This window comes from Staphylococcus sp. EZ-P03 (assembly GCF_003344575.1).
GTDB lineage: Bacteria > Bacillota > Bacilli > Staphylococcales > Staphylococcaceae > Staphylococcus > Staphylococcus simulans_B.
Genome location: NZ_QPMO01000022.1, coordinates 1 through 19,864, shown reverse-complemented (window position 1 = coordinate 19,864; position 19,864 = coordinate 1). Strand labels below are relative to the sequence as shown.

The window sequence follows — 19,864 nt, the reverse complement described above, 5'->3', positions numbered from 1 at the left end:
AAAATATGAATGAAATGAAGAAGAAGAGAATCGGAGGGTACATCCGCGTATCCACGGAAAAACAGGTAATGGGCTATAGCATAGAGGGACAAATTACACAAATAGAGCAATATTGCCAATTTAACGGGTATGAACTCGTTGATATATATGCAGATCGGGGTATATCAGGAAAATCTATGAACCGTCCTGAATTACAGCGCATGTTAAATGATGCTAAAAATGGAAAATTAGACTGTGTTATGGTTTATAAAACAAATCGTTTGGCACGTAATACTTCCGATTTACTTACAATCGTCGAAGAACTTCATCGTCAAAATGTTGAATTTTTTAGCTTGTCTGAACGCATGGAAGTCAAAAATTCAACAGGTAAGTTAATGCTCCAGATACTTGCAAGTTTTTCCGAATTTGAAAGAAATACAATTTTAGAGAATATTTATACTGGACAACATCAAAGAGCTTTAGAGGGCTATTATCAAGGCAATCTTCCATTAGGATATAATAACATACCTGATAATAAAAAAGAATTAATGATTAATCAACATGAAGCTAACATCGTTAAATATATCTTTGAATCTTATGCCAAAGGCCATGGTTATCGTAAAATAGCCAATGCACTCAATCATAAAGGATATGTAACTAAGAAAGGTAATGCATTCAGTATTTCAGCTGTTACTTATATTCTCTCAAATCCATTCTATATTGGTAAAATTCAATTCGCAAAATATAAAGATTGGAATGATAAACGTCGTAAAGGCTTGAATGATAATCCAGTAATCGCCGAAGGCAAACACACCCCTATTATTAGCCAATCATTATGGGATAAAGTCCAAGTACGTAAAAAACAAGTAAGTGAAAAACCACAAGTTCATGGTAAAGGAACCAATATTTTAACTGGATTAATTTCGTGTCCCCAATGTTCTGCTTCAATGTCTGCGAGCACAACAGTTAATACACTTAAAGATGGTACTAAAAAACGCATTCGCTACTATTCGTGTAGTAACTTTCGTAATAAAGGGTCAAAAGTATGTTCTGCGAATAGTGTCAGAGCCGATGTAATTGAAAAATATGTTATGGATCAAATACTCGAAATTGTTAAAAGCGACAAGGTTATCAAGCAAGTCGTTGAGCGTGTCAATCAAGAACATCAAATTGATACGTCTGCACTCAATCATGATATCGCATATAAGCAACAACAATATGATGAGGTCCAAATCAAATTAGATAACTTGATAAAAACGCTTGAAGATAATCCAGACTTAACAACAATACTCAAAGAAACAATCCATAAATATGAAACACAACTGAATGACATTACGAATCAAATTAATCAACTGAAGCAACAACAAAATCAAGAGAAAACATCATATAATACGAAACAACTATCCGCTGTTTTACGTCGCATATTTCAAAACGTAGAATCCATGGATAAATCACAACTCAAAGCGTTATATCTCACAGTCATTGAACGAATAGATATTCGTAAAGACGAACATCGTAAAAAGCAATTCTATGTCACATTAAAACTCAATCATGAAATCACTAAACAACTCTTCCATAATACCCCTATCGACGAAGTGCGCCTCAGCACTTCGTCTTTATTTTTATCTCAAACACTCTATATTCATATATAAGTATAAGTGACTTTTTTAGCTTCTTGATTGAGTTAGGTATACAATAAAATTATGAACAATATTAATTTAGAGGAAGGATGTTTTAAAATGGGAAAATTACAAGATAAAGTCGTCGTTATTACAGGTGGTGCACAAGGTATGGGAAAACTTCATGCCAAAAAAGCGATAGCTGAAGGCGCAAAAGTCGTGATAACTGATATTAATGATGAATTAGGTCAAAAAACAGCTAATTCTCTTGGAGACGATGTTTTATTTATCAAACATGATGTATCTAAAGAAACGGATTGGAATCATGTCATTCAAGAAGTTATGAACAAATGGAATCGAATTGATGTATTGGTTAATAATGCAGGAATCACATACAATAAAACAATTGACCAAATATCATTAGAAGATTATATGAAGATTGTAAATATTAATCAAGTATCTGTATTTTTAGGCATCAAAACTGTATCAAAAATTATGAAAAGTCAAAAACAAGGGTCAATCATCAATATTTCTTCAATGAATGGTCTTGTTGGTGGTGCAATTGGCTATACAGATACAAAATTTGCGGTCAGAGGTATGACAAAAGCTGCGGCTAAAGAATTGTCTCCATACAATATTCGAGTTAATTCAGTACACCCAGGTGTTATAAAAACACCAATGTTAGAACAAGACGATGTTAAAGAAGCCGTTAAAGAATTCGAAAAAACAATTCCAATGCGAAGAGTTGCGCAACCCGAAGAAGTATCTAAACTTGTATGTTTCTTAGGGTCTGACGATGCTTCTTATTCTACAGGATCAGAATTTGTTATAGATGGTGGTATTACTGCACTATAAATTATAAATCAATTAAAATATAAATAGTTCTCTTGAATAAATTTTAGGCGAAGTGCTCCTCAGCACTTCGCCTTTATTTTTTCCTTAAACAAGCTAAATTTATACTTACTGTCCTTTTGTCATACAATAACACTTTTCTAACTTATAAATTCAGTTTACATATAAGTACAACTCAATGTGAAGCTTATATTGATATGACAAAAGAACATCCCTAAATAATAAACCAACGGGATGACAATGGGATTTGATAAATACAAGTACGAGAAGGATTACGCATGCGTAATCCCGAAATCCCATTATTATTTATAAATAAATAATATAAAAAGGGAAAGTAAGTCACAATTACACCTACAAATCTAAATTATATAAATATATGGCTATATTTCCTGAGAAATAAGCGGGATAACGGGATTTCCTTGTCATATCAACCTTTCTCACAAATATTGCTTGGGATATTTTCTGAATAACAATGGGATTCACAAACGAAACAAACTTTTTTTAAAGCATATATTATCTATATGGTGTATTACATGTATACATCAAAAACATTATAGGAGGTCATAACCATGACACTAGAAAAACAACTCAAGCACTATATCACACATTTATTTAGCCTACCCAAAAATGAAGTGTGGGAATGTGAAGCAATCGATGAAGTCTCCGACAACATACTACCTGATCAATATGTAAGACTTGGCCCACTCACCAACAAAACACTTCATACGTATACTTACTACTCTGATACCCTTCATGAAAGACATATATACCCCTTTATCCTCTACTATCAGAAACAACTCATTGCGATTGGTTATATTGATGAAACAAACGATATGGACTTTTTATACCTTCATAATACAGTTATGCCACTACTAGATCAAAGACACTTACTAGGAAAAGGAGAATGACAATAATGAATAAATGGATTTATATCGCAGAAATAAGTATCACTATTATTACCGAAGTGATATCAGTGATGAAAGATATAGAAAAGGAGCAATCATGATGGAACGTTATATTACACGTGGTATTGCCAATTACTTGCCAGCAATGTTACAGCAACAATTATGGAAACTTGTAGCGCAACGCGAAAACGAACAATTCAAGGAACTAGAAGAGATTGATTACTTTCATATTTTCCAGTTCAATATGCATAATAGTCAATTATACATCAAACATAAGCAAGAACGTCCAGAGTACGTAAAAATTCATAAGGCAAATTATTCAAAAGCTATCAATATTAATAAGGTCTACATTATCCGAGAAGATGATGTAGACCTTTCTTATTACGTCATGTTGTTACCTGAAGAATATTAAATAAAGGAGTTAGATAAAAATGAAATCAATCAAAAGTGTATTAGAAACCGAAGCGATATTTAGTGAGGATAAAATGCATCGTTATCTTCTCAAAAAAACTTGGAATATTGATAAAGAAGTACTCACAATTATAACGATGTACCCTCATTATGATGGCATTATTAATGTTGACCTTACAACACAACTTATTGTCAATAAAGTAGCTGAAAAAGATGAATATGGTGGCGTTAATTTTATAAATCTTTTTTCAAATATTGATACCCCCATTAATTTAAAACATATCGAAAACAGCCATGACAAGCACACGGATATTCACATTATGAAAGCTGTCAAAGAAGCCGATAGTGTTTTATTGGCTTGGGGTTCCTACGGAAAGAAACCCCTTGTGGAAAAACGAGTGAATGATGTATTAGACATGTTAAAACCTCACAGTAAGAAAATCAATATATTAACAAACCCTCAAACAAATGAAATCATGCATCCATTAAATCCATACGCTAGAAAGGCATGGACAATTAAACCATTAAAGGAGACTAAATAGAATGAATCAAACATGGAAAGAAGTATACCAATATTTAATACATCAACCACACATAGATGTTATTAAAGGCATTATCGCCTTTTCATCAAACATAAAAAATAATTCAGAATTAGATGAGCTATATTCCATTTATATGAATGATGATTCTATCACATCCATTGTTCACCCTGACTTAATAGAAAGTATAGAGGTTATCCATAATGAGTAGAAAAAGAATAGATATTGTCAAAGTCCAAATGATCAAAGAAGATACACTTTGGTATTTAAAAAGACGTATTGAAGAATCAAAAGATGCTACTGATATTATGCGTGACTTCATAGGAACCATTAATTTTGCGGTTATCCATCCTCGAGAAATATTTAAAACAGCCATATTAAGTAACGCAACGGGTATGATTATTGGCCATAACCACCCAAGTGGAGATGTCACACCTTCTCCAGAAGATATCAAAATAACTCAGAGGATAAAAGAGATTAGTGAAATGATGGGCATTATATTATATGACCACATAATATTTTCAGAAAATGATCATCATTCAATTATGAAAAATGACTTAGATGATTAGATATCACTTTATTAGTTCGTAAATACAAATGTCTATACAAAATTTAAAATAGTCATATTTTGTCATCCTCAACCATCATATGAAGATATTGAAGCTACAAAGCGTCTATATAAAGTGGGTAAATTAATCAGAATAGATGACCTCGATCATCTCATCTTTACAAATAATTCATTCCATTCAATAAAAGAAAGTTGTCTTCTCTAAAGGTTAAGCATTATATTCCTGACCTTTTTTATTAACGATTTGTCACATTCATATAGAAACAAGCAGATTTTTCATCATCCTATATCTGTAAAAACTATATATTTTTTAATCCTACGCTTATAAAAATATATATCCAATATTAACTCTACTTGTTATAATTACAAATAAAGTAAAAAAATAGGTTAAGGAGAATTTTTATAAAAAATGGTTGTTCTCTGTATTAATTGTTTTGTTAATAAGCCTCATCAGCGTATTTACATATTTTCAGTACTCAATAAATCAAAGTTTGTCACTATAGAAAGAAAAGCTGAAACTCAAGACTGTTAAGGCTAAAGGCGAAACAGACAAAAAACAGATAAGGAAAAAGAAAATAATTATAATTCAACTGAAGAACCTTCAACAGAAACTGCTACAACTTAATAGTAGCATATCTCAAAGTTTATCCAGTTAATTTAATTCAGATAGACCATAAAGGAAAACATAAAAACCTACCTAAACGAATAATCGGAGATGATAACAATGAAAACAGCTGCAATCTACTTGAATGAAGGAAATGAATCACAATTCGGTGTATCCCTAGAAGAGCAACTAGAAATACTTACAAAAATTGCTAAGGAAAAAACTATCATATCGAAAAAGTTTATACTGATAATGAAGAAGACTTTATAGTGGGCTACTATCCTAAATTATATGAACTTAACAATAAAATACGTAACACAGATTATGATCTAGTATTATTCTATAAGTCATTTAACATGTTTCATGAAATATATGATTATCTGAAGCAGATAGAGTTTTGCATTAACAGTCATGTCGATGTTTATAGTCACATGGAGTTTATAGATTCTACTGCTGGTTCAGAAGGACTTAAATTTATACATGGTCTTATAGCAACAGACGACTGTCTATAGACAATACTGAGAGGAGAAATAGTGTAAAAAAACGTGTATGAATATAACATAGAAACACATTACTTAAATTAACAGGAGGAAGAAACGTGGCAGATTATAAAAGATTGCTAAGGACAAAATTCGTGAAGCTAAATTAGATGAAAAAGCAAAAACATATTATGCAAAAGGAAAATAATTATCACAGGATAAAGACTTAAAGAAAAATTCTGCTGATTATGGCAAAGGATTCATTAACGGACTAAAAAATATAGAAACTATCCCAATGTTAGCATTAACATTCGTTATGATGCTATTGCTATAGATACCTATGATGTAAACCTGTACTATAAGCTAAAACGGATAAATGCATATGTTTCATTATTATTAATCCCTTCATTACAAAATAAAAAATAACATTTTAATTTGTATTTATTATAAATAACTTAATGAAATTTTACAATATTTATTGCATATTTTATAATCTCATTTTCCGAAATGCTCCTTCTAATAAATAAAGGCAAGATGCTTATAGCAGCTTGCCTCAAAATAATTTTCAAGTTATTAATATTAATTATATTTTCTTATCTATAAACTAATCCACCATCAGTTAAAATAGATTGTCCAGTAATATAGTCAGAATCACTTGATGCAAGGAATGAAACTAAATTGGCAACATCAGTAGGTTCTTGATATCTTCCAAGTTTAATTGCTGAAGAAAATTCTTTAAATGCGTCACCTTTTTTAAGATTATCATCCAATTTAACCATTTCTTCATCGATGCGATCCCACATTTTAGTTTTAGCAACACCTGGACAATAAGCATTCACTGTAATTCCTTTATCTGCTAACTCTTTTGCTGCTGTCTGCGTAAATGAACGAACTGAATGTTTTGTTGCTGAATAAGTACCAAGTACTTCGTAAGATTCATGTCCTGCTATACTACAAGCATTTATAATCTTACCTTTACTGTTCTGTTTGATAAATTGGTTAGCAGCTGCTTGAATACCAAATAATGTTCCAAACACATTAATATTAAACAATTTATTCAATTCATCTTCATCAATTTTTAAAATTGGACTAACTGCATCTACCCCTGCATTATTTACCATAACATCCAATTGGCCAAATTCTGTTTCTGCAAATTTAACTAACTCTTCTTGCTCTTTTTTCTTAGAAACATCGCTTCTAAAAGCAGATACTTTATATCCTTTTTCTTTGAACTCTTTCTCAGTTTCTAATAGAAGTTCTTCATTAATATCTTGTAATACTATATTAAATCCATCATTGGCCAATCGTTCTGCAATACCTTTTCCTAATCCGCCTGCTGAACCTGTGACTATTGCTGTTTTACTCATAACCAAATCACTCCTATATCTTATTATATTTAGTTATTCCCTATTTGCTTTATCAGAAACTTTTTTAATTAGATTTTTTAATTTCATCTCATTTTTGATTTAATATTTAACTATTATTACTTATCAATTTCAATAATATTCATCTAATAAAATAATGATTAACGTAATCTATCCACTATACACGAAAATGATAATTAATTTATTACAGAATATCTCACAATGATTTTTTACCAAAAAAGTAATAGGATTTGTTAATTAAATGAATTAGTTATTGAAGTATTAAATAACAATAACTAATTATGGCGGTCCAACGTGTTGATGACACGTTGGACCTTTATTTGAATTCATTCATAAATATATATTATTTTTTTGGAGGTGAAATTAATGGTAGAAGTCATTGGTTACGTACGTCAAAGTACACTCAAACAACAAAGCTTAGCTACTCAAAAATCACTCATTTTGGATACTGCTAAGCAATATGGATGGTCTAATGTAACATTCTATGATGATAAGCGAAGCGGACGACATACAAAACGTTCGGGCTATCAAAAGATGGTAGAAATAATTACGTCTGGAAAATGTAAAGTATTGTGCTGTTATCGTCATTTATTCTGACACCATTGTTTTAAGTTCATGAAATCTATGTAAAGATCCGTATCATCATCTCTCTTTAGTACATAGCGATCGCGTAATTGCATCGCACTGTCAAAGACAGACTTACCGTTAATCCCTGTCATTAAACGTTCAAACTCACGATCCGTCAGCGGTTTTCCATTTAATTTATCCTTATGACGTTCATTGATAATGTTCCGAAAATTATCATGTAGTTGTTCAACGTTATGTATACTTACTCGTTCGTATCCTAAACTCTCAAGTTGTCGTAGCACTTCATTTTCTAATGCATATTCACTTTGATAAGCCATTCATTCATCCACCCTAAACTTAATCTTTCTTTAAATATATCAAAATTTAGTAATAATTAATATTGGACGCGTTATTTTATACTAGATAAATAACGAACTTTTTTAAAATATAGTATATTTATTACTTTTTATCTGTAAATCAGACTAATAATTTTACTAAAAATTACTTAACTTGTAACGTTAATTTAAGTCGTAAAGTTTTTTCTCCATTCTTACTATACCTTCCTCATCAGCATTACTAACTCCATCCTTGAAGTTATAGCCAAACTTCTGATAAAAAGGAACTGCAGTAATTGATGCTGGTATCTCTATCCGGCTAGCTCTCTTATAAAACTCATCGTCTTCCAATGTATTAATAATAAGTTTTCCAACCCCTTTACCTTGGTATTCAGGTAAAACAAAAATAGTGAAAAAACTACTCTCTGTTAGACTATCCCAATAGGGACCAATTGCACCTGTCGTAATGATAGTCTCCTCATCTCTAAATACATAAAAGTGAGTCCAAGAAGCTCTTTCGATGATTGACGACACGGTTATATTCTCAGCATCTTTTACCAAATCTTCTTTAGAATAATCAGAGATGTTCGTTTCAAACATTGCTCGATGAATCAACTTAACAATTTCCTCAGCATCCTTTTCTTCAAAATATTGAATATTAATGCCCATAAAATCATCTCCTTTGCTTTTAAAAATACTCTTTGCTAAGTATTCATCTAGGCCTTCTTTTTCTACATAATACTTTTTAATTCAAATATAATAAACTATTGATCAAGCATAAATATTTCACAATACATTTTATTAATCATTAAAAAACCGCATCATTTATGATATGCTTCGCCACGCATAATCTTAAACGATCTATACACCTGTTCTAGCAGAATGACACGCATCATTTGGTGCGGAAATGTCATTTTGCTGAAGGAGAGGGCATAGTTGCTTCTGTCTAAGACGTCTTGATGTAAGCCGTTAGATCCTCCAATGATGTAAGTAAAGTCGCTTTGACCTTGTATCATGCGCTGCTGGATGTTTTTAGCTAATCCTTCAGATGTTAGCATGTTGCCTTTGATTTCTAAGGTAATAACTGTGGATTGCGGTTTAATTTTTGCTAACAGCCGTTGTCCTTCTTTTTGTTTTACTTGTTCTATCTCTTTGTCGCTCATATTTTCCGGTGCTTTTTCATCAGGTACTTCCACAATCTCAATTTTTGTGTAAGCTCCTAAGCGTTTTTGATATTCTGCAATGGCTTGTTTCCAGTATTTTTCTTTTAATTTGCCTACGGCAAGTATTGTAATCTTCATCACATTCTCCTTTTTATTTTGAACTTATTCTAGTTATCCACAGGATATCCACCTATTCACAGGCTACTGTCTTAATTAGTACGTTATGTATATAAATTCATAGCTATTCTTGTGGATTTTACTCACATTTCTGTACATAACTTGTAGATATGTGGATAACTCTGTTAATAATGTGGGTATTTCTATGTGGATTGTGCACAAATGGGGATAACTCAACCTTATTTTGTGCATAACTTGCAGGTAGGTCTTACATAGTTATTCACAGTTACGCGCTTTCTTTACACGAAATTGTGAATAACTACCCTACGTGCACACTACCCTAAAAATTATATCATGTTCTTTTTACTAGTTTTACAATCTAAACGTTTTTCATCACATTCATTAAAATCACTGGTTTTCTATTATAAACACCTACACTTGTATGTAGGTGCCATTTTATTTATTGATTTTTTAACTCTTTCAGCTTTTCAGTAGCTCTACTTTTCAAAACTCCACCTTCAATAAATACATTCATGCTATCACTTTCAATATATTCATTGAAGTACTTAATACTTTTCATGTAGTCGTTAAGAATATTTATTAATTTGTTATACTCGTATACTTTCTCTGTTGGTGGCTCAATTGCTAGAAGCATATCAGCTGCATCGGCATATTCATGGTATGCGCTTTGAACTTCTAAATAAGATATTTTTCCCGAACCTTCATTATTTGCTTTTTCAAATGCCTTATTTATTTTATCATTACCTTTATCCATATACTTAATTGCTTCATTAGAAATTGTTTTATACTCTTTTACAGTTACATATTTCTCTTCTCTATTTTTGGCTTCTAATTTTTTGATTTTTTCCGAAGGTTCTTCCTGTTTAACGCTTTTTTGATTGCTATTCTTATTTTTTCCTTCATTTAAACCTTGATTGTCAGGTGTAATCGCTTTAAATAATAAGGTAAAGAAAACACTAAATAAAACTATTACAAGTATGATCCCTCCCATTATTAAACCTGCATTCAACTTGTCTTTTTGTATCCATTTCTTAAAGTTTCGTGTTAGTTTTTTCATGATTGTTGTTCCCCTTTTTTAATTTTTATATTTTTAATATATCACATTTCCTTAATAACAAATTAAAGAGTTTAGAAAAATAAAAACCAAGACTTTTGGACGTTATATTTATCCAAAAACCTTGGTTTAAGTTTGTTTATATTGTGTAAATCGGTGTAGGTTCTGCCTTATCCGTATCACATAATAAAACTTCTTTATTTGTATCAATATCATGATGGTTTAAAACTTGTCCTACACTCATACGTGCTAAGTCTTTCATATTATTATCTTGTGATAGATGTGATAAGTAAATACGTTGTGTATTGCCTGTAATGACATCACACATTGCCATAGCCGCATCTTCGTTAGAAACGTGTCCCATATCACCTAAGATACGTTGTTTTGTTTTCCATGGATAACGACACATGCGCAGCATGTCGACATCATGGTTGCTTTCGAACATGAAAGCATCACTGCCTCTGATCATGCCTTTCATTCGATCTGAAACATATCCTGTATCCGTAATCATTGTAAATTTCTTATAATCATTATGGAAAATGTAGAATTGCGGATCTATCGCATCATGCGAAACATTGAATGATTCAATATCAAACCCAGCTAAAGAATGTGTTTCATAGGGGTTGAAGATGAATTTTTGGTCCATTGGAATCTTGCTGTCTTTCTTTTCAATGGCTTGCCATGTCTTTTCATTTGCATAGATAGGCAATTGATATTTACGTGCAAGTACGCCTAATCCTTTAATATGATCAACATGTTCATGTGTCACTAAAATACCATTTAAATCTGCTATATTTTTATCGATTTTACTGAAGAGTTCTTCCATTTTTTTGCCGGTTAATCCAGCATCAACGAGCAGGCTACCTTTATCACTTTCTACATAAGTGGCATTGCCTGTACTGCCACTCGCTAGTACGCTCATACGTATCAAGCGATTCACCCTTTCTAAGTTACTCACTATTTCTCTATTATGTTTTTCCGAGTACATTTCTATTATTATCTCAAATTATTGAGGCTTTGTTAAAGATACGGCTTGATCATACTGCCGTTTGAGTGGCCGAACAGTGCCGGACCTCATAAATTAAAAATTTCACCTATCTATTGTACACCTAAATGACCTTTCTGCCCACTGTACTAAGGAAAATAATCTTATTTGTTCTTTTGGATATTCAGTTATCCGCTTCTCCGCAAAGAAAGAAGCATCAATAGCTTCAATGAGCCACTGACACTTCTTTCGTTAACCACTGCTTATGTTTGGTTTCTCTACGTTTTTAACGTTATTACTATCTTACGATAATTTTAGGGTTTTTAGACGTTGCTTCGACATAATAAGTTTTAGTTTCATTGCTGTCTGCGTGATTCACTTTGATTTCCCAGTTTGCCTGGAAGACTTGAACGTTAGTTTCACGTACGACAGAGTAGTAACCGAGTCGAATATTAGTCACAGCATCATTACGCTTTAAATAACGATTGAAGTACAATGCTTCAATGGCATTGCGTGCACTGATTACTTTTTCTTCATCATTATTTTCACCTTTAGATGCACTGAGTTCATTCATAGCCGTTTGACGATAACTGCTTACCTTGTCCTCATCATCTACTTTGAATTTCACCATAGCTTTATCATTATTCATAATCGGCAAGCCTTTAAAGGTTTGTTCAAAGACTTCTTCATCATTATCTGTACTGAATAATTGATAATCTTCACCTTTATAAATGTTCTTTTTCATGAACATTTTCAGACTTGTGACTTGATCATTACTCACGCTGATGGCTGGGTCGATTGTACCTTCTGCCACTTTCCCGTCATCAGTTGCTTTAATATCTTCTTTAGACTTAGCATAGTTCGTAAAATCTTTTGAGCGTCCTGTCACCAACTGCACTTGCAGCCCTCTGACATCCGGCAGCTCTTTAGGAATACTGATTTCTTCTTGTCTGAAATCCACTTCATTATTATCATCCGCTTCATTGATATGTGATTTATTGATTTTATTCACATACATAATAGCAAGCATGATGTTGATGATGATAAACACGAATATAAAGAGTGTCTTTGCGTATTTCCAGTTCATTCTTCAAGACCTCCATTCGAGTAAGCATGCCATTCACCATCGTATTGGATATACCATTGCGGTTCATATTCACTGTTGCGCTGTACTTCAATATCGTCTTTCTCTTTATCTTTCATCGTATAACCAATCGTCATGTTAGTTACTTTCTTAAAGTCGATATTCGGGTTATTCGCAAGGTTGGAACGTACCGTTTCAGCACCTGGCAAGTCTTTCTTATCTTCATCGCTGTCGATAGTGATATTCGTTTTAAGCAAGGCACGTGCATAACTGAAAATGCCTTTCTCTCCCCAAGCGACTTGAATCGTACTTAAATTATTTTTATTAAAGACAGGCACACCGTTTAAGAAACTTTGATATGTGAGTTCACCAGAGGTTTCATCTGTATCAAATAATCGGAAATCATCTGTGAATCCGCCATGTGCATTAATATAATCAAATGTACTTGGTATAGTCTCCAACATATTTTTAGATTTCGATTCATCTTCAGACAGGTTCGTGTAACGATACGATTCATTTTTAGAATCATAGCTCGCAACACCTGTATTGTTATTATAAGTCGTGCTGCCGCTCTTAGTACTGCGTACCACGACAGAATCATTAAAGAGAATAGAGTTCATCGCTTCTACACTGATATGGTTAAAAATAGTACGATATGTCTTTAAGTGTTTAGGCTTCTCTGGTGCAAAAATATGCGTAGAGGCATCTATTGTATTTTTATTCGTAATAATATCTGCGAAAGGTGATAAATCCGGTTGAATCTTATCTTCTAAATCTTTCACATTCTTGCTTGAAATCGATGTATTCATACGCATTACATGATGATGATCACTGCCGATTGCATATATCACTGCAGTATTCTTTTGATCAGCATCGATAATCAAACGGTTGAAATTGAATTTATTCGAGACCTTCGCATCCATATTCAAGACTTGTCCTAAATTCATAGATAAAGGCATATCATAAGAGAAATCAAGAACTAAGAAGCGATCGCTCAACTCTGGAATAAACAAGTTATGCGCATGATATACCTCATTAGCATTCTTAATTTCTTGGTTCTTTAATACTTTGACAATTTTCCGATTCATATGGCGTGTTTCTAATGCACCTTCAGATTGATCACTATCAGAGATAACCACTTGATAAGGTGTTATCACACTATCCATAGATTCAGAGTTCGCCTTGCCGATAGTATTTTGTGTATCTTTCTTATTATCCTGACTTTCAAGATTCGCCAAGTCCGGTGAGAAATTCCACATCAAATACGTTAAGACAATACTCATCAGCACCAAAAGTGTAAGTATGACTGATTTTGCGGCTTCTTTATGCCTCATCCCAATCACCATCTTCTATAACTTCACACGGTAACGTGATGAAGATTGATGTTCCTTGACCCTCGACGCTGTTTGCCCAAATACGGCCGTTATGTGCTTCCACAATCTCTTTTGAAATCGCCAGCCCTAAACCAGTACCGCCCATCTTGCGTGTACGTGCTTTATCTACACGGAAGAAGCGATCAAAGATTTTATCTACTTTATTAATCGGAATACCGATACCATTATCTTTAATACGAATTGTCATACGGTTATATAATGGGTTCGGTTTCACGTGAAACTCAACTCGTTTATTGCCGCGCGAATATTTCATCGCATTGGTAATCACATTATCAAATACTTGTGTCATCTTATCCGGGTCAATTTCTGTAAAGATGGTCTCTTCAGGAATATCTCGTACAAATGTCACATCTTTAGCCGCCATTTCATGACGGTTGATAATTTTATTAATAAACATGTTGAAGTCAACAATCTCTTTGGTAATTTGTTCTGAATCATTGTCCATACGCGATAAGTTAAGCAAGTCATTTACCAAACGAATCATACGTACTGTTTCTTCTCTTGTGACAGATAAGAATTGCGGCGCAATCTCAGGATCTTGCCAAGCACCTTCTTCTAAGGCTTCAAGATAACTGTTCATAGAAGTCAGCGGTGTACGCAGTTCGTGTGAAACGTTCGCAACGAATTCGCGGCGTTCTTGTTCAACTTGCTGCTGCTCAGTTACATCATGCAGCACAGCAATATAACCTGACACGAAACCTGTATCTTGAACGATTGTACTGAAACTTACACGTGCAATAATACCTTCAGCTTCATTAATATCTAATAAGAAACTATTATTGTTTTCTTGCATTTCATCAAGTGCGAACTCATCTTCTAGGTTAAGCACACTTAACATGTTATAACCCATTACATCTTCTTTAGCCATGCCCAGCATTTTCAAGGCCATATCATTCACAATACGTACACGGCCGCGTCTGTCCGTCGCAATAACCCCATCACTCATGTGCGTGATAACAGAGTCTAAACGACGTTTCTCGCTTTCTGTATTCGCTTGTGCTTCTTGTACCCGCTTCGACAAGTTATTGAAGGCCAATGCAAGTTCGCCGATTTCATCGTTCCCATAAATCTTCACGCGCTGTGTATAATTCCCTTTTGACATCTCTACAGTTTGGTTACGCATATCCGTAATCGGTTTTGTAATCGTACGGGCAATAAAGAACCCAAGCAAACCAGTGATGAAGAGGGAAATTGCAGTACCTACGATAAAGATTTGGTTAAAGTTGTTCAGCTGATCATACACATTATCGATATCAGCTTCGATATAAATATCGCCGATAACCCCTTTAGACGACTTTACAGGCAAGTTGTAAATCCATACACGCTGTTTACCCTTGCCGTAGTCTTTTAGGATAGTGTGGTCATTGGCTTGTCCTAATGAAAGCGCCTTTTGAACAGAGGTATCATTTGCCTTTTGATTCACAATACTATTAGAAGATTGCTTCGTCGTTGCGACAATGATTTGATTCTTATCAATATAGTTGATCTGTTCGATTTCTTGGCGGTTCGCATATTCATTAAGCAGATTTTGAATCTCTTTTTGCGCGTTGACTGAGCGGTCTTCTTCATTTACCTTTTCCACGTTGATCTCGATTTGTTTTGCATACTGCGCAATATTGTTTTTAAATGTCTGCGTTAATTCTCGTTCTAAGTTATTAGTGAAATATAAACCAATAATCTGCATACCGATGATAATTAATAAGACATAAACAATCACGAGTTTCGTGTGAAGGGATTGAAATTGTTTAAGCCATTTCATACAACGCCGCCTCAGTCATGCTGCTGCAGGAAGTATCCAACACCGCGGCGTGTCACAATATATTCTGGGTGTGACGGATCATCCTCGATTTTTTCTCTTAAACGACGGATTGTCACATCGACAGTACGCACATCGCCGAAGTAATCATAGCCCCATACAGTTTGAAGTAAATGTTCACGTGTCATTACTTGTCCCATATGGTTTGCCAGATAATGGAAAAGTTCGAATTCACGATGTGTTAATTCAATATCTTTTCCGCGTTTCTTAATAGAGTATGCATCCGGATAAATCACAATATCTTTGATTGTAATTTCATTCGGCGCATTATTTGCTTCTTGTGCCGGTTGTGTATAACGACGGCGCAAGTTCGCTTTCACACGTGCAATCAATTCACGTGTACTGAATGGTTTTGTGACATAGTCGTCTGCGCCAAGTTCTAAACCAAGCACTTTATCAATTTCAGAGTCTTTCGCCGTTAACATAATAATCGGCATTTCATATTTTTTACGCACTTCGCGGCAGACTTCCATACCATCTCTGCCAGGAAGCATAATATCTAGAAGTACGATATCTGGTTCTTCATCATAAATTAAGTCGATTGCATCATTACCATCATACGCACAAAAGACTTCATAACCTTCTTTTTTCAAATTAAATTCTAGAATATCAGCAATAGGTTTTTCATCGTCTACTACAACTACTTTTCTCGCCATAATCCTAAACCTCATTTCTAATCATAATCGTACATGAATAATTTTATTTAGACATAAGTATCTACTATATAATTTACCATTTCTTACACGCCAATTCTATTTTTCATATCAAATTTATAGCGTAATCCACGACCTGATTTACATATAAAACAATATTTTAAGAAGTCATTTATAATTTGAGGCGTTTCAAAAATGGGGAAATGTCTAAAAAAGAGAGGATTCATGTGTGTTCATGCTATTGTAGCACTTCTTTACTTTTTATACTAAAATCGTGTTTTGAATACTTTGTATCAGAAGTGTAAATAAAATAAAAGTTTCACAGTCTGTATTTACATTGCCTTTACCTAAAAAAGGCAAAATAAAAATGCCCACCCTATTGGGTGAGCATTATACGGTCTCGACGGGAATCGAACCCGCGATCTCCTGCGTGACAGGCAGGCGTGTTAACCGCTACACTACGAGACCTTAAATGGTGACTCCTACGGGACTCGAACCCGTGTTACCGCCGTGAAAGGGCGGTGTCTTAACCGCTTGACCAAGGAGCCGTTTTTTAAGCACAAGATAGATTATAGCACAGCTATTTTAAAAAAGACAAGCTTTTTTTAAAGATTTTTTGTATAATTTTTACATAACCCATTTTAGGAGGTAAATTATGAATCAATCTACTACTTCTGAGGGTCATGCTAAGAAAGAAAAAAGATTGTCTCTCACACAAATCATCATTCGTATTCTTTTCTTAACTATCGGTTCAATGCTTACAGCCGTAGGACTTGAACTCTTCTTAGTTCCAAATAAATTGTTAGATGGCGGGATTGTCGGTATCTCGATTATCTTATCCCATTTAACAGGATGGTCTCTTGGTATATTTATTTTCTTACTTAACTTGCCATTCTTCTTTTTAGGCTACAAGCAAATCGGTAAAACTTTTGCAGTGTCCACACTTTATGCAATTACAGTCTTATCTGTAGGAACAATGTTATTAAGCGGTATTCCTGCAGTTGTAAAAGAACCGCTGCTTATTACTATCTTCGGGGGTGCCATTGTAGGTATCGGTGTCGGATTAGTAATACGTGCCGGGGGAAGTATGGATGGTACAGAAATCATGTCTATTCTTGTACATAACCGTCTGCCGTTTTCAGTCGGTGAAATCGTTATGATTTTCAACTTCTTTATTTTCGCAGTCGCAGGTTTTGTCTTTACCTGGGAAAGTGCAATGTACAGTGTTGTTGCTTATTTCATTGCCTTTAAAATGATTGACTTGATCTTAGTCGGTTTAGATGAATCGAAAGCTGTATGGATTATCAGTGATGACTATAAAGAAATCGGAGAAGCCATTAACGACCGTTTAGGACGTGGTGTGACGTATTTGCATGCGGAAGGTGCTTATACCGGCGATCCGCGCAAAGTCGTCTTCACGGTCATTACACGTGTCGAAGAAGCCAAACTCAAAGAGGTTGTGCTTCAAATCGATCCTAAAGCCTTCTTATCCTTCGGTAATGTTTCTGAAGTACGCGGCGGTCATCACCGTAAGAAGAAAATCCATTAAAATATATATGATTTCAAATCAAAAAAGATGCGATGCAGGAAGAAAATTCCTGTCTCGCATCTTTTTTAGTTCATACATTTATCATGCTTTGTTTTATCGTCTTACCATAATGGTTTCAACATGTTTGTTTGTGTACGGTCTGGACCTACAGAGAAGATTGAAATACCGACACCGCATAGTTCAGAAATACGTTCTAAGTAACGGCGTGCATTATCTGGAAGTTCTTCTAATGATTGAACACCTGTAATGTCTTCAGTCCAGCCTGGTAATTCTTCATAGATTGGTTTGCAACGGTTTAATGCGTTCAAGTTTGCTGGGTATTCTGTGATTTCTTCGCCATCCAACTCATAAGCAACACAGATTTTAACTGTATCTAAACCAGTTAAAACGTCGATAGAGTTGATAGATAGATCTGTAATACCGCTCACACGACGAGAGTGGCGCAATACTACTGAGTCGAACCAGCCTACACGACGCGGACGTCCTGTAGTTGTACCGTATTCACGGCCGACTTCACGGATATGATGACCATCTTCATCGAATAATTCAGTTGGGAACGGACCATCGCCGACACGTGATGTATAAGCTTTGCATACACCGATAACTTTAGATACAAATGTAGGTCCGATACCGCCGCCGACTGTTACGTTACCAGCAATCGGGTTGCTTGATGTAACGAATGGATATGTACCATGATCGATATCCAGCATTACACCTTGTGCCCCTTCAAATAGAACACGTTCGTTTGCGACAATAGCATCATCTAATAATTTAGGTGTGTCTGTCACATATTCTTTTAATCTTTGACCAGCCGCATAGTACTCTTCGAAGATATCTTCGAAAGCAGGTACTTCTTCATCGAACATACCTTTGAAGTAAGCAGCTTTGTATTCAAGATTCGCTTTTAATAATCTTTCAAATGTTTCTTTGTCTAATAAATCCGCCATACGGATTCCGATTCTTTGTGCTTTATCAACGTATGCTGGGCCGATACCTTTCTTAGTCGTACCGATTTTATTATCACCACGAAGACGTTCTTCATACTCATCTTGTAATAAGTGGTAAGGCAAAATGACCTGTGCACGATTTGAAATACGCAAATTATTTGTTGGAATACCGCGTTCGTTTAATGCGTCCAACTCTTTTAATAATGCAACGGGATCTACTACAACACCGTTACCGATAACAGAAAGTTTGTCTTGATAGAAAATTCCTGACGGTACTAAGTGCAATTTATAAGTTTCCCCGCCGAATTTGATAGTATGTCCTGCGTTATTTCCGCCTGAAAAGCGTGTGATAACGTCCGCTTGTTCCGCTAAAAAGTCTGTGATTTTACCTTTACCTTCGTCTCCCCATTGTGTCCCAACAACTACGATTGATGACATAAGAGCACCTCCAAGTTATTCTCAATTAACCATTCAATATTCTATCAATTGTAAGCGTGTAATGCAAATAGAAAACGAACATTAAATATTACAGTTTTTTGGCAATCACATAAAAAGCAACTTTCATCTAAAATACCTTTAACGCTTGTAACACCAATATTTCAACGAAGTTTTATTCATTTTTATTACACATACTTATTGACAAAATATACCTTTTAAACCGACTTAAAACCGTACATTAAATACAAACATCATTTCATTGTACGTAAAAATATTTTTTCGCACAAACTTCAATATACCAAATACCCAATCGAGTAGGAGAGTAATCATTAATTGAATACTCGTCCTCTCACACCACCGTGCGTACGGTTCCGTACACGGCGGTTCAATATCTTGCGTA

19 protein-coding genes, 2 tRNA genes and 2 pseudogenes are annotated in these 19,864 nt (G+C 34.2%); 10 read left to right on the top strand and 13 right to left on the bottom strand.

Translation table 11 applies throughout. The features are described from left to right. Window positions 1-5 precede the first annotated feature (5 nt). The 8 genes from ccrB to DVJ99_RS13495 all read left to right on the top strand — a co-directional run bounded on the left by ccrB (window position 6) and on the right by DVJ99_RS13495 (window position 5,078). Entirely contained in the window at window positions 6-1,631 is a 1,626-nt protein-coding gene (gene ccrB / locus DVJ99_RS10395; protein ID WP_114604136.1) for a cassette chromosome recombinase CcrB, read from the top strand. Between the two features lie 87 nt (window positions 1,632-1,718). After that, complete coding sequence (locus DVJ99_RS10390; protein ID WP_061054987.1) at window positions 1,719-2,453, top strand: glucose 1-dehydrogenase; 735 nt, start codon at window positions 1,719-1,721, stop codon at window positions 2,451-2,453. A 566-nt stretch (window positions 2,454-3,019) separates the two neighbouring features. Beyond that, window positions 3,020-3,358 carry an SAUGI family uracil-DNA glycosylase inhibitor gene (locus DVJ99_RS10385; RefSeq protein WP_114604135.1) on the top strand — a complete coding sequence of 113 codons (339 nt, stop codon included), beginning with the start codon at window positions 3,020-3,022 and terminating at the stop codon, window positions 3,356-3,358. A gap of 97 nt (window positions 3,359-3,455) precedes the next feature. Continuing rightward, window positions 3,456-3,767, top strand: coding sequence for a DUF960 family protein (locus DVJ99_RS10380; RefSeq protein ID WP_069855724.1), 312 nt, complete (start codon window positions 3,456-3,458; stop codon window positions 3,765-3,767). Window positions 3,768-3,786: 19 nt separating this feature from the next. Next, window positions 3,787-4,308 carry a DUF1643 domain-containing protein gene (locus tag DVJ99_RS10375; protein WP_114604134.1) on the top strand — a complete coding sequence of 174 codons (522 nt, stop codon included), beginning with the start codon at window positions 3,787-3,789 and terminating at the stop codon, window positions 4,306-4,308. A gap of 1 nt (window position 4,309) precedes the next feature. Further along, window positions 4,310-4,516 (top strand): hypothetical protein, encoded by a 207-nt coding sequence (locus tag DVJ99_RS10370; RefSeq protein WP_114604133.1) that lies wholly within the window; start codon window positions 4,310-4,312, stop codon window positions 4,514-4,516. Beyond that, window positions 4,509-4,874, top strand: coding sequence for a JAB domain-containing protein (locus tag DVJ99_RS10365; protein ID WP_114604132.1), 366 nt, complete (start codon window positions 4,509-4,511; stop codon window positions 4,872-4,874). Before DVJ99_RS10370 ends, DVJ99_RS10365 begins: the two co-directional genes overlap by 8 nt. Window positions 4,875-4,922: 48 nt before the next feature. Then, window positions 4,923-5,078, top strand: a complete 156-nt coding sequence (locus DVJ99_RS13495) for a JAB domain-containing protein (RefSeq protein ID WP_114604131.1) — start codon at window positions 4,923-4,925, stop codon at window positions 5,076-5,078. 1,471 nt (window positions 5,079-6,549) lie between these two features. Here DVJ99_RS13495 and DVJ99_RS10350 read toward each other — a convergent pair. Beyond that, the gene (locus tag DVJ99_RS10350) at window positions 6,550-7,323 is read right to left on the bottom strand and encodes an acetoin reductase (protein ID WP_046099774.1); all 774 of its coding nucleotides are present in this window, start codon (window positions 7,321-7,323) and stop codon (window positions 6,550-6,552) included. A gap of 384 nt (window positions 7,324-7,707) precedes the next feature. Between DVJ99_RS10350 and DVJ99_RS10345 the strand changes: the two are divergent. Next, window positions 7,708-7,926, top strand: a pseudogene (locus DVJ99_RS10345) (recombinase family protein); the annotation flags it as partial. Window positions 7,927-7,928: 2 nt separating this feature from the next. Here the strand turns inward: DVJ99_RS10345 and DVJ99_RS10340 are convergent. The 11 genes and pseudogenes from DVJ99_RS10340 to DVJ99_RS10290 all read right to left on the bottom strand — a co-directional run. After that, window positions 7,929-8,246 (bottom strand): annotated as a pseudogene (locus DVJ99_RS10340) (PDDEXK family nuclease); the annotation flags it as partial. 180 nt (window positions 8,247-8,426) lie between these two features. Beyond that, the gene (locus DVJ99_RS10335; protein WP_114604129.1) at window positions 8,427-8,912 is read right to left on the bottom strand and encodes a GNAT family N-acetyltransferase; all 486 of its coding nucleotides are present in this window, start codon (window positions 8,910-8,912) and stop codon (window positions 8,427-8,429) included. A gap of 152 nt (window positions 8,913-9,064) precedes the next feature. Next, entirely contained in the window at window positions 9,065-9,544 is a 480-nt protein-coding gene (gene rlmH / locus DVJ99_RS10330) for a 23S rRNA (pseudouridine(1915)-N(3))-methyltransferase RlmH (RefSeq protein ID WP_105994047.1), read from the bottom strand. Between the two features lie 439 nt (window positions 9,545-9,983). After that, window positions 9,984-10,601, bottom strand: a complete 618-nt coding sequence (locus tag DVJ99_RS10325) for a hypothetical protein (RefSeq protein ID WP_114604128.1) — start codon at window positions 10,599-10,601, stop codon at window positions 9,984-9,986. Between the two features lie 136 nt (window positions 10,602-10,737). Beyond that, window positions 10,738-11,538 (bottom strand): MBL fold metallo-hydrolase, encoded by an 801-nt coding sequence (locus DVJ99_RS10320; RefSeq protein ID WP_114604189.1) that lies wholly within the window; start codon window positions 11,536-11,538, stop codon window positions 10,738-10,740. Between the two features lie 343 nt (window positions 11,539-11,881). Next, complete coding sequence (locus DVJ99_RS10315; protein ID WP_105994048.1) at window positions 11,882-12,670, bottom strand: two-component system regulatory protein YycI; 789 nt, start codon at window positions 12,668-12,670, stop codon at window positions 11,882-11,884. Further along, entirely contained in the window at window positions 12,667-14,001 is a 1,335-nt protein-coding gene (locus DVJ99_RS10310) for a YycH family regulatory protein (protein WP_114604127.1), read from the bottom strand. The genes DVJ99_RS10315 and DVJ99_RS10310 overlap by 4 nt, the downstream gene beginning before the upstream one ends. Further along, on the bottom strand, window positions 13,991-15,820 hold the full coding sequence (gene walK / locus DVJ99_RS10305; RefSeq protein ID WP_105994050.1) for a cell wall metabolism sensor histidine kinase WalK: 1,830 nt from the start codon (window positions 15,818-15,820) through the stop codon (window positions 13,991-13,993). Before walK ends, DVJ99_RS10310 begins: the two co-directional genes overlap by 11 nt. 11 nt (window positions 15,821-15,831) lie before the next feature. Further along, window positions 15,832-16,533, bottom strand: coding sequence for a response regulator YycF (yycF, locus tag DVJ99_RS10300; protein WP_105994051.1), 702 nt, complete (start codon window positions 16,531-16,533; stop codon window positions 15,832-15,834). Between the two features lie 392 nt (window positions 16,534-16,925). Further along, window positions 16,926-16,998: transfer RNA gene (locus DVJ99_RS10295), tRNA-Asp, on the bottom strand. A 5-nt stretch (window positions 16,999-17,003) separates the two neighbouring features. Next, window positions 17,004-17,078: transfer RNA gene (locus DVJ99_RS10290), tRNA-Glu, on the bottom strand. Window positions 17,079-17,185: 107 nt separating this feature from the next. On the opposite strand from DVJ99_RS10290, the gene DVJ99_RS10285 reads away from it, so the two are divergent. Further along, window positions 17,186-18,079 carry a YitT family protein gene (locus tag DVJ99_RS10285; protein ID WP_114604126.1) on the top strand — a complete coding sequence of 298 codons (894 nt, stop codon included), beginning with the start codon at window positions 17,186-17,188 and terminating at the stop codon, window positions 18,077-18,079. 101 nt (window positions 18,080-18,180) lie between these two features. Here DVJ99_RS10285 and DVJ99_RS10280 read toward each other — a convergent pair whose 3' ends face one another. Continuing rightward, entirely contained in the window at window positions 18,181-19,464 is a 1,284-nt protein-coding gene (locus DVJ99_RS10280; protein ID WP_114604125.1) for an adenylosuccinate synthase, read from the bottom strand. Between the last annotated feature and the right edge of the window lie 400 nt (window positions 19,465-19,864).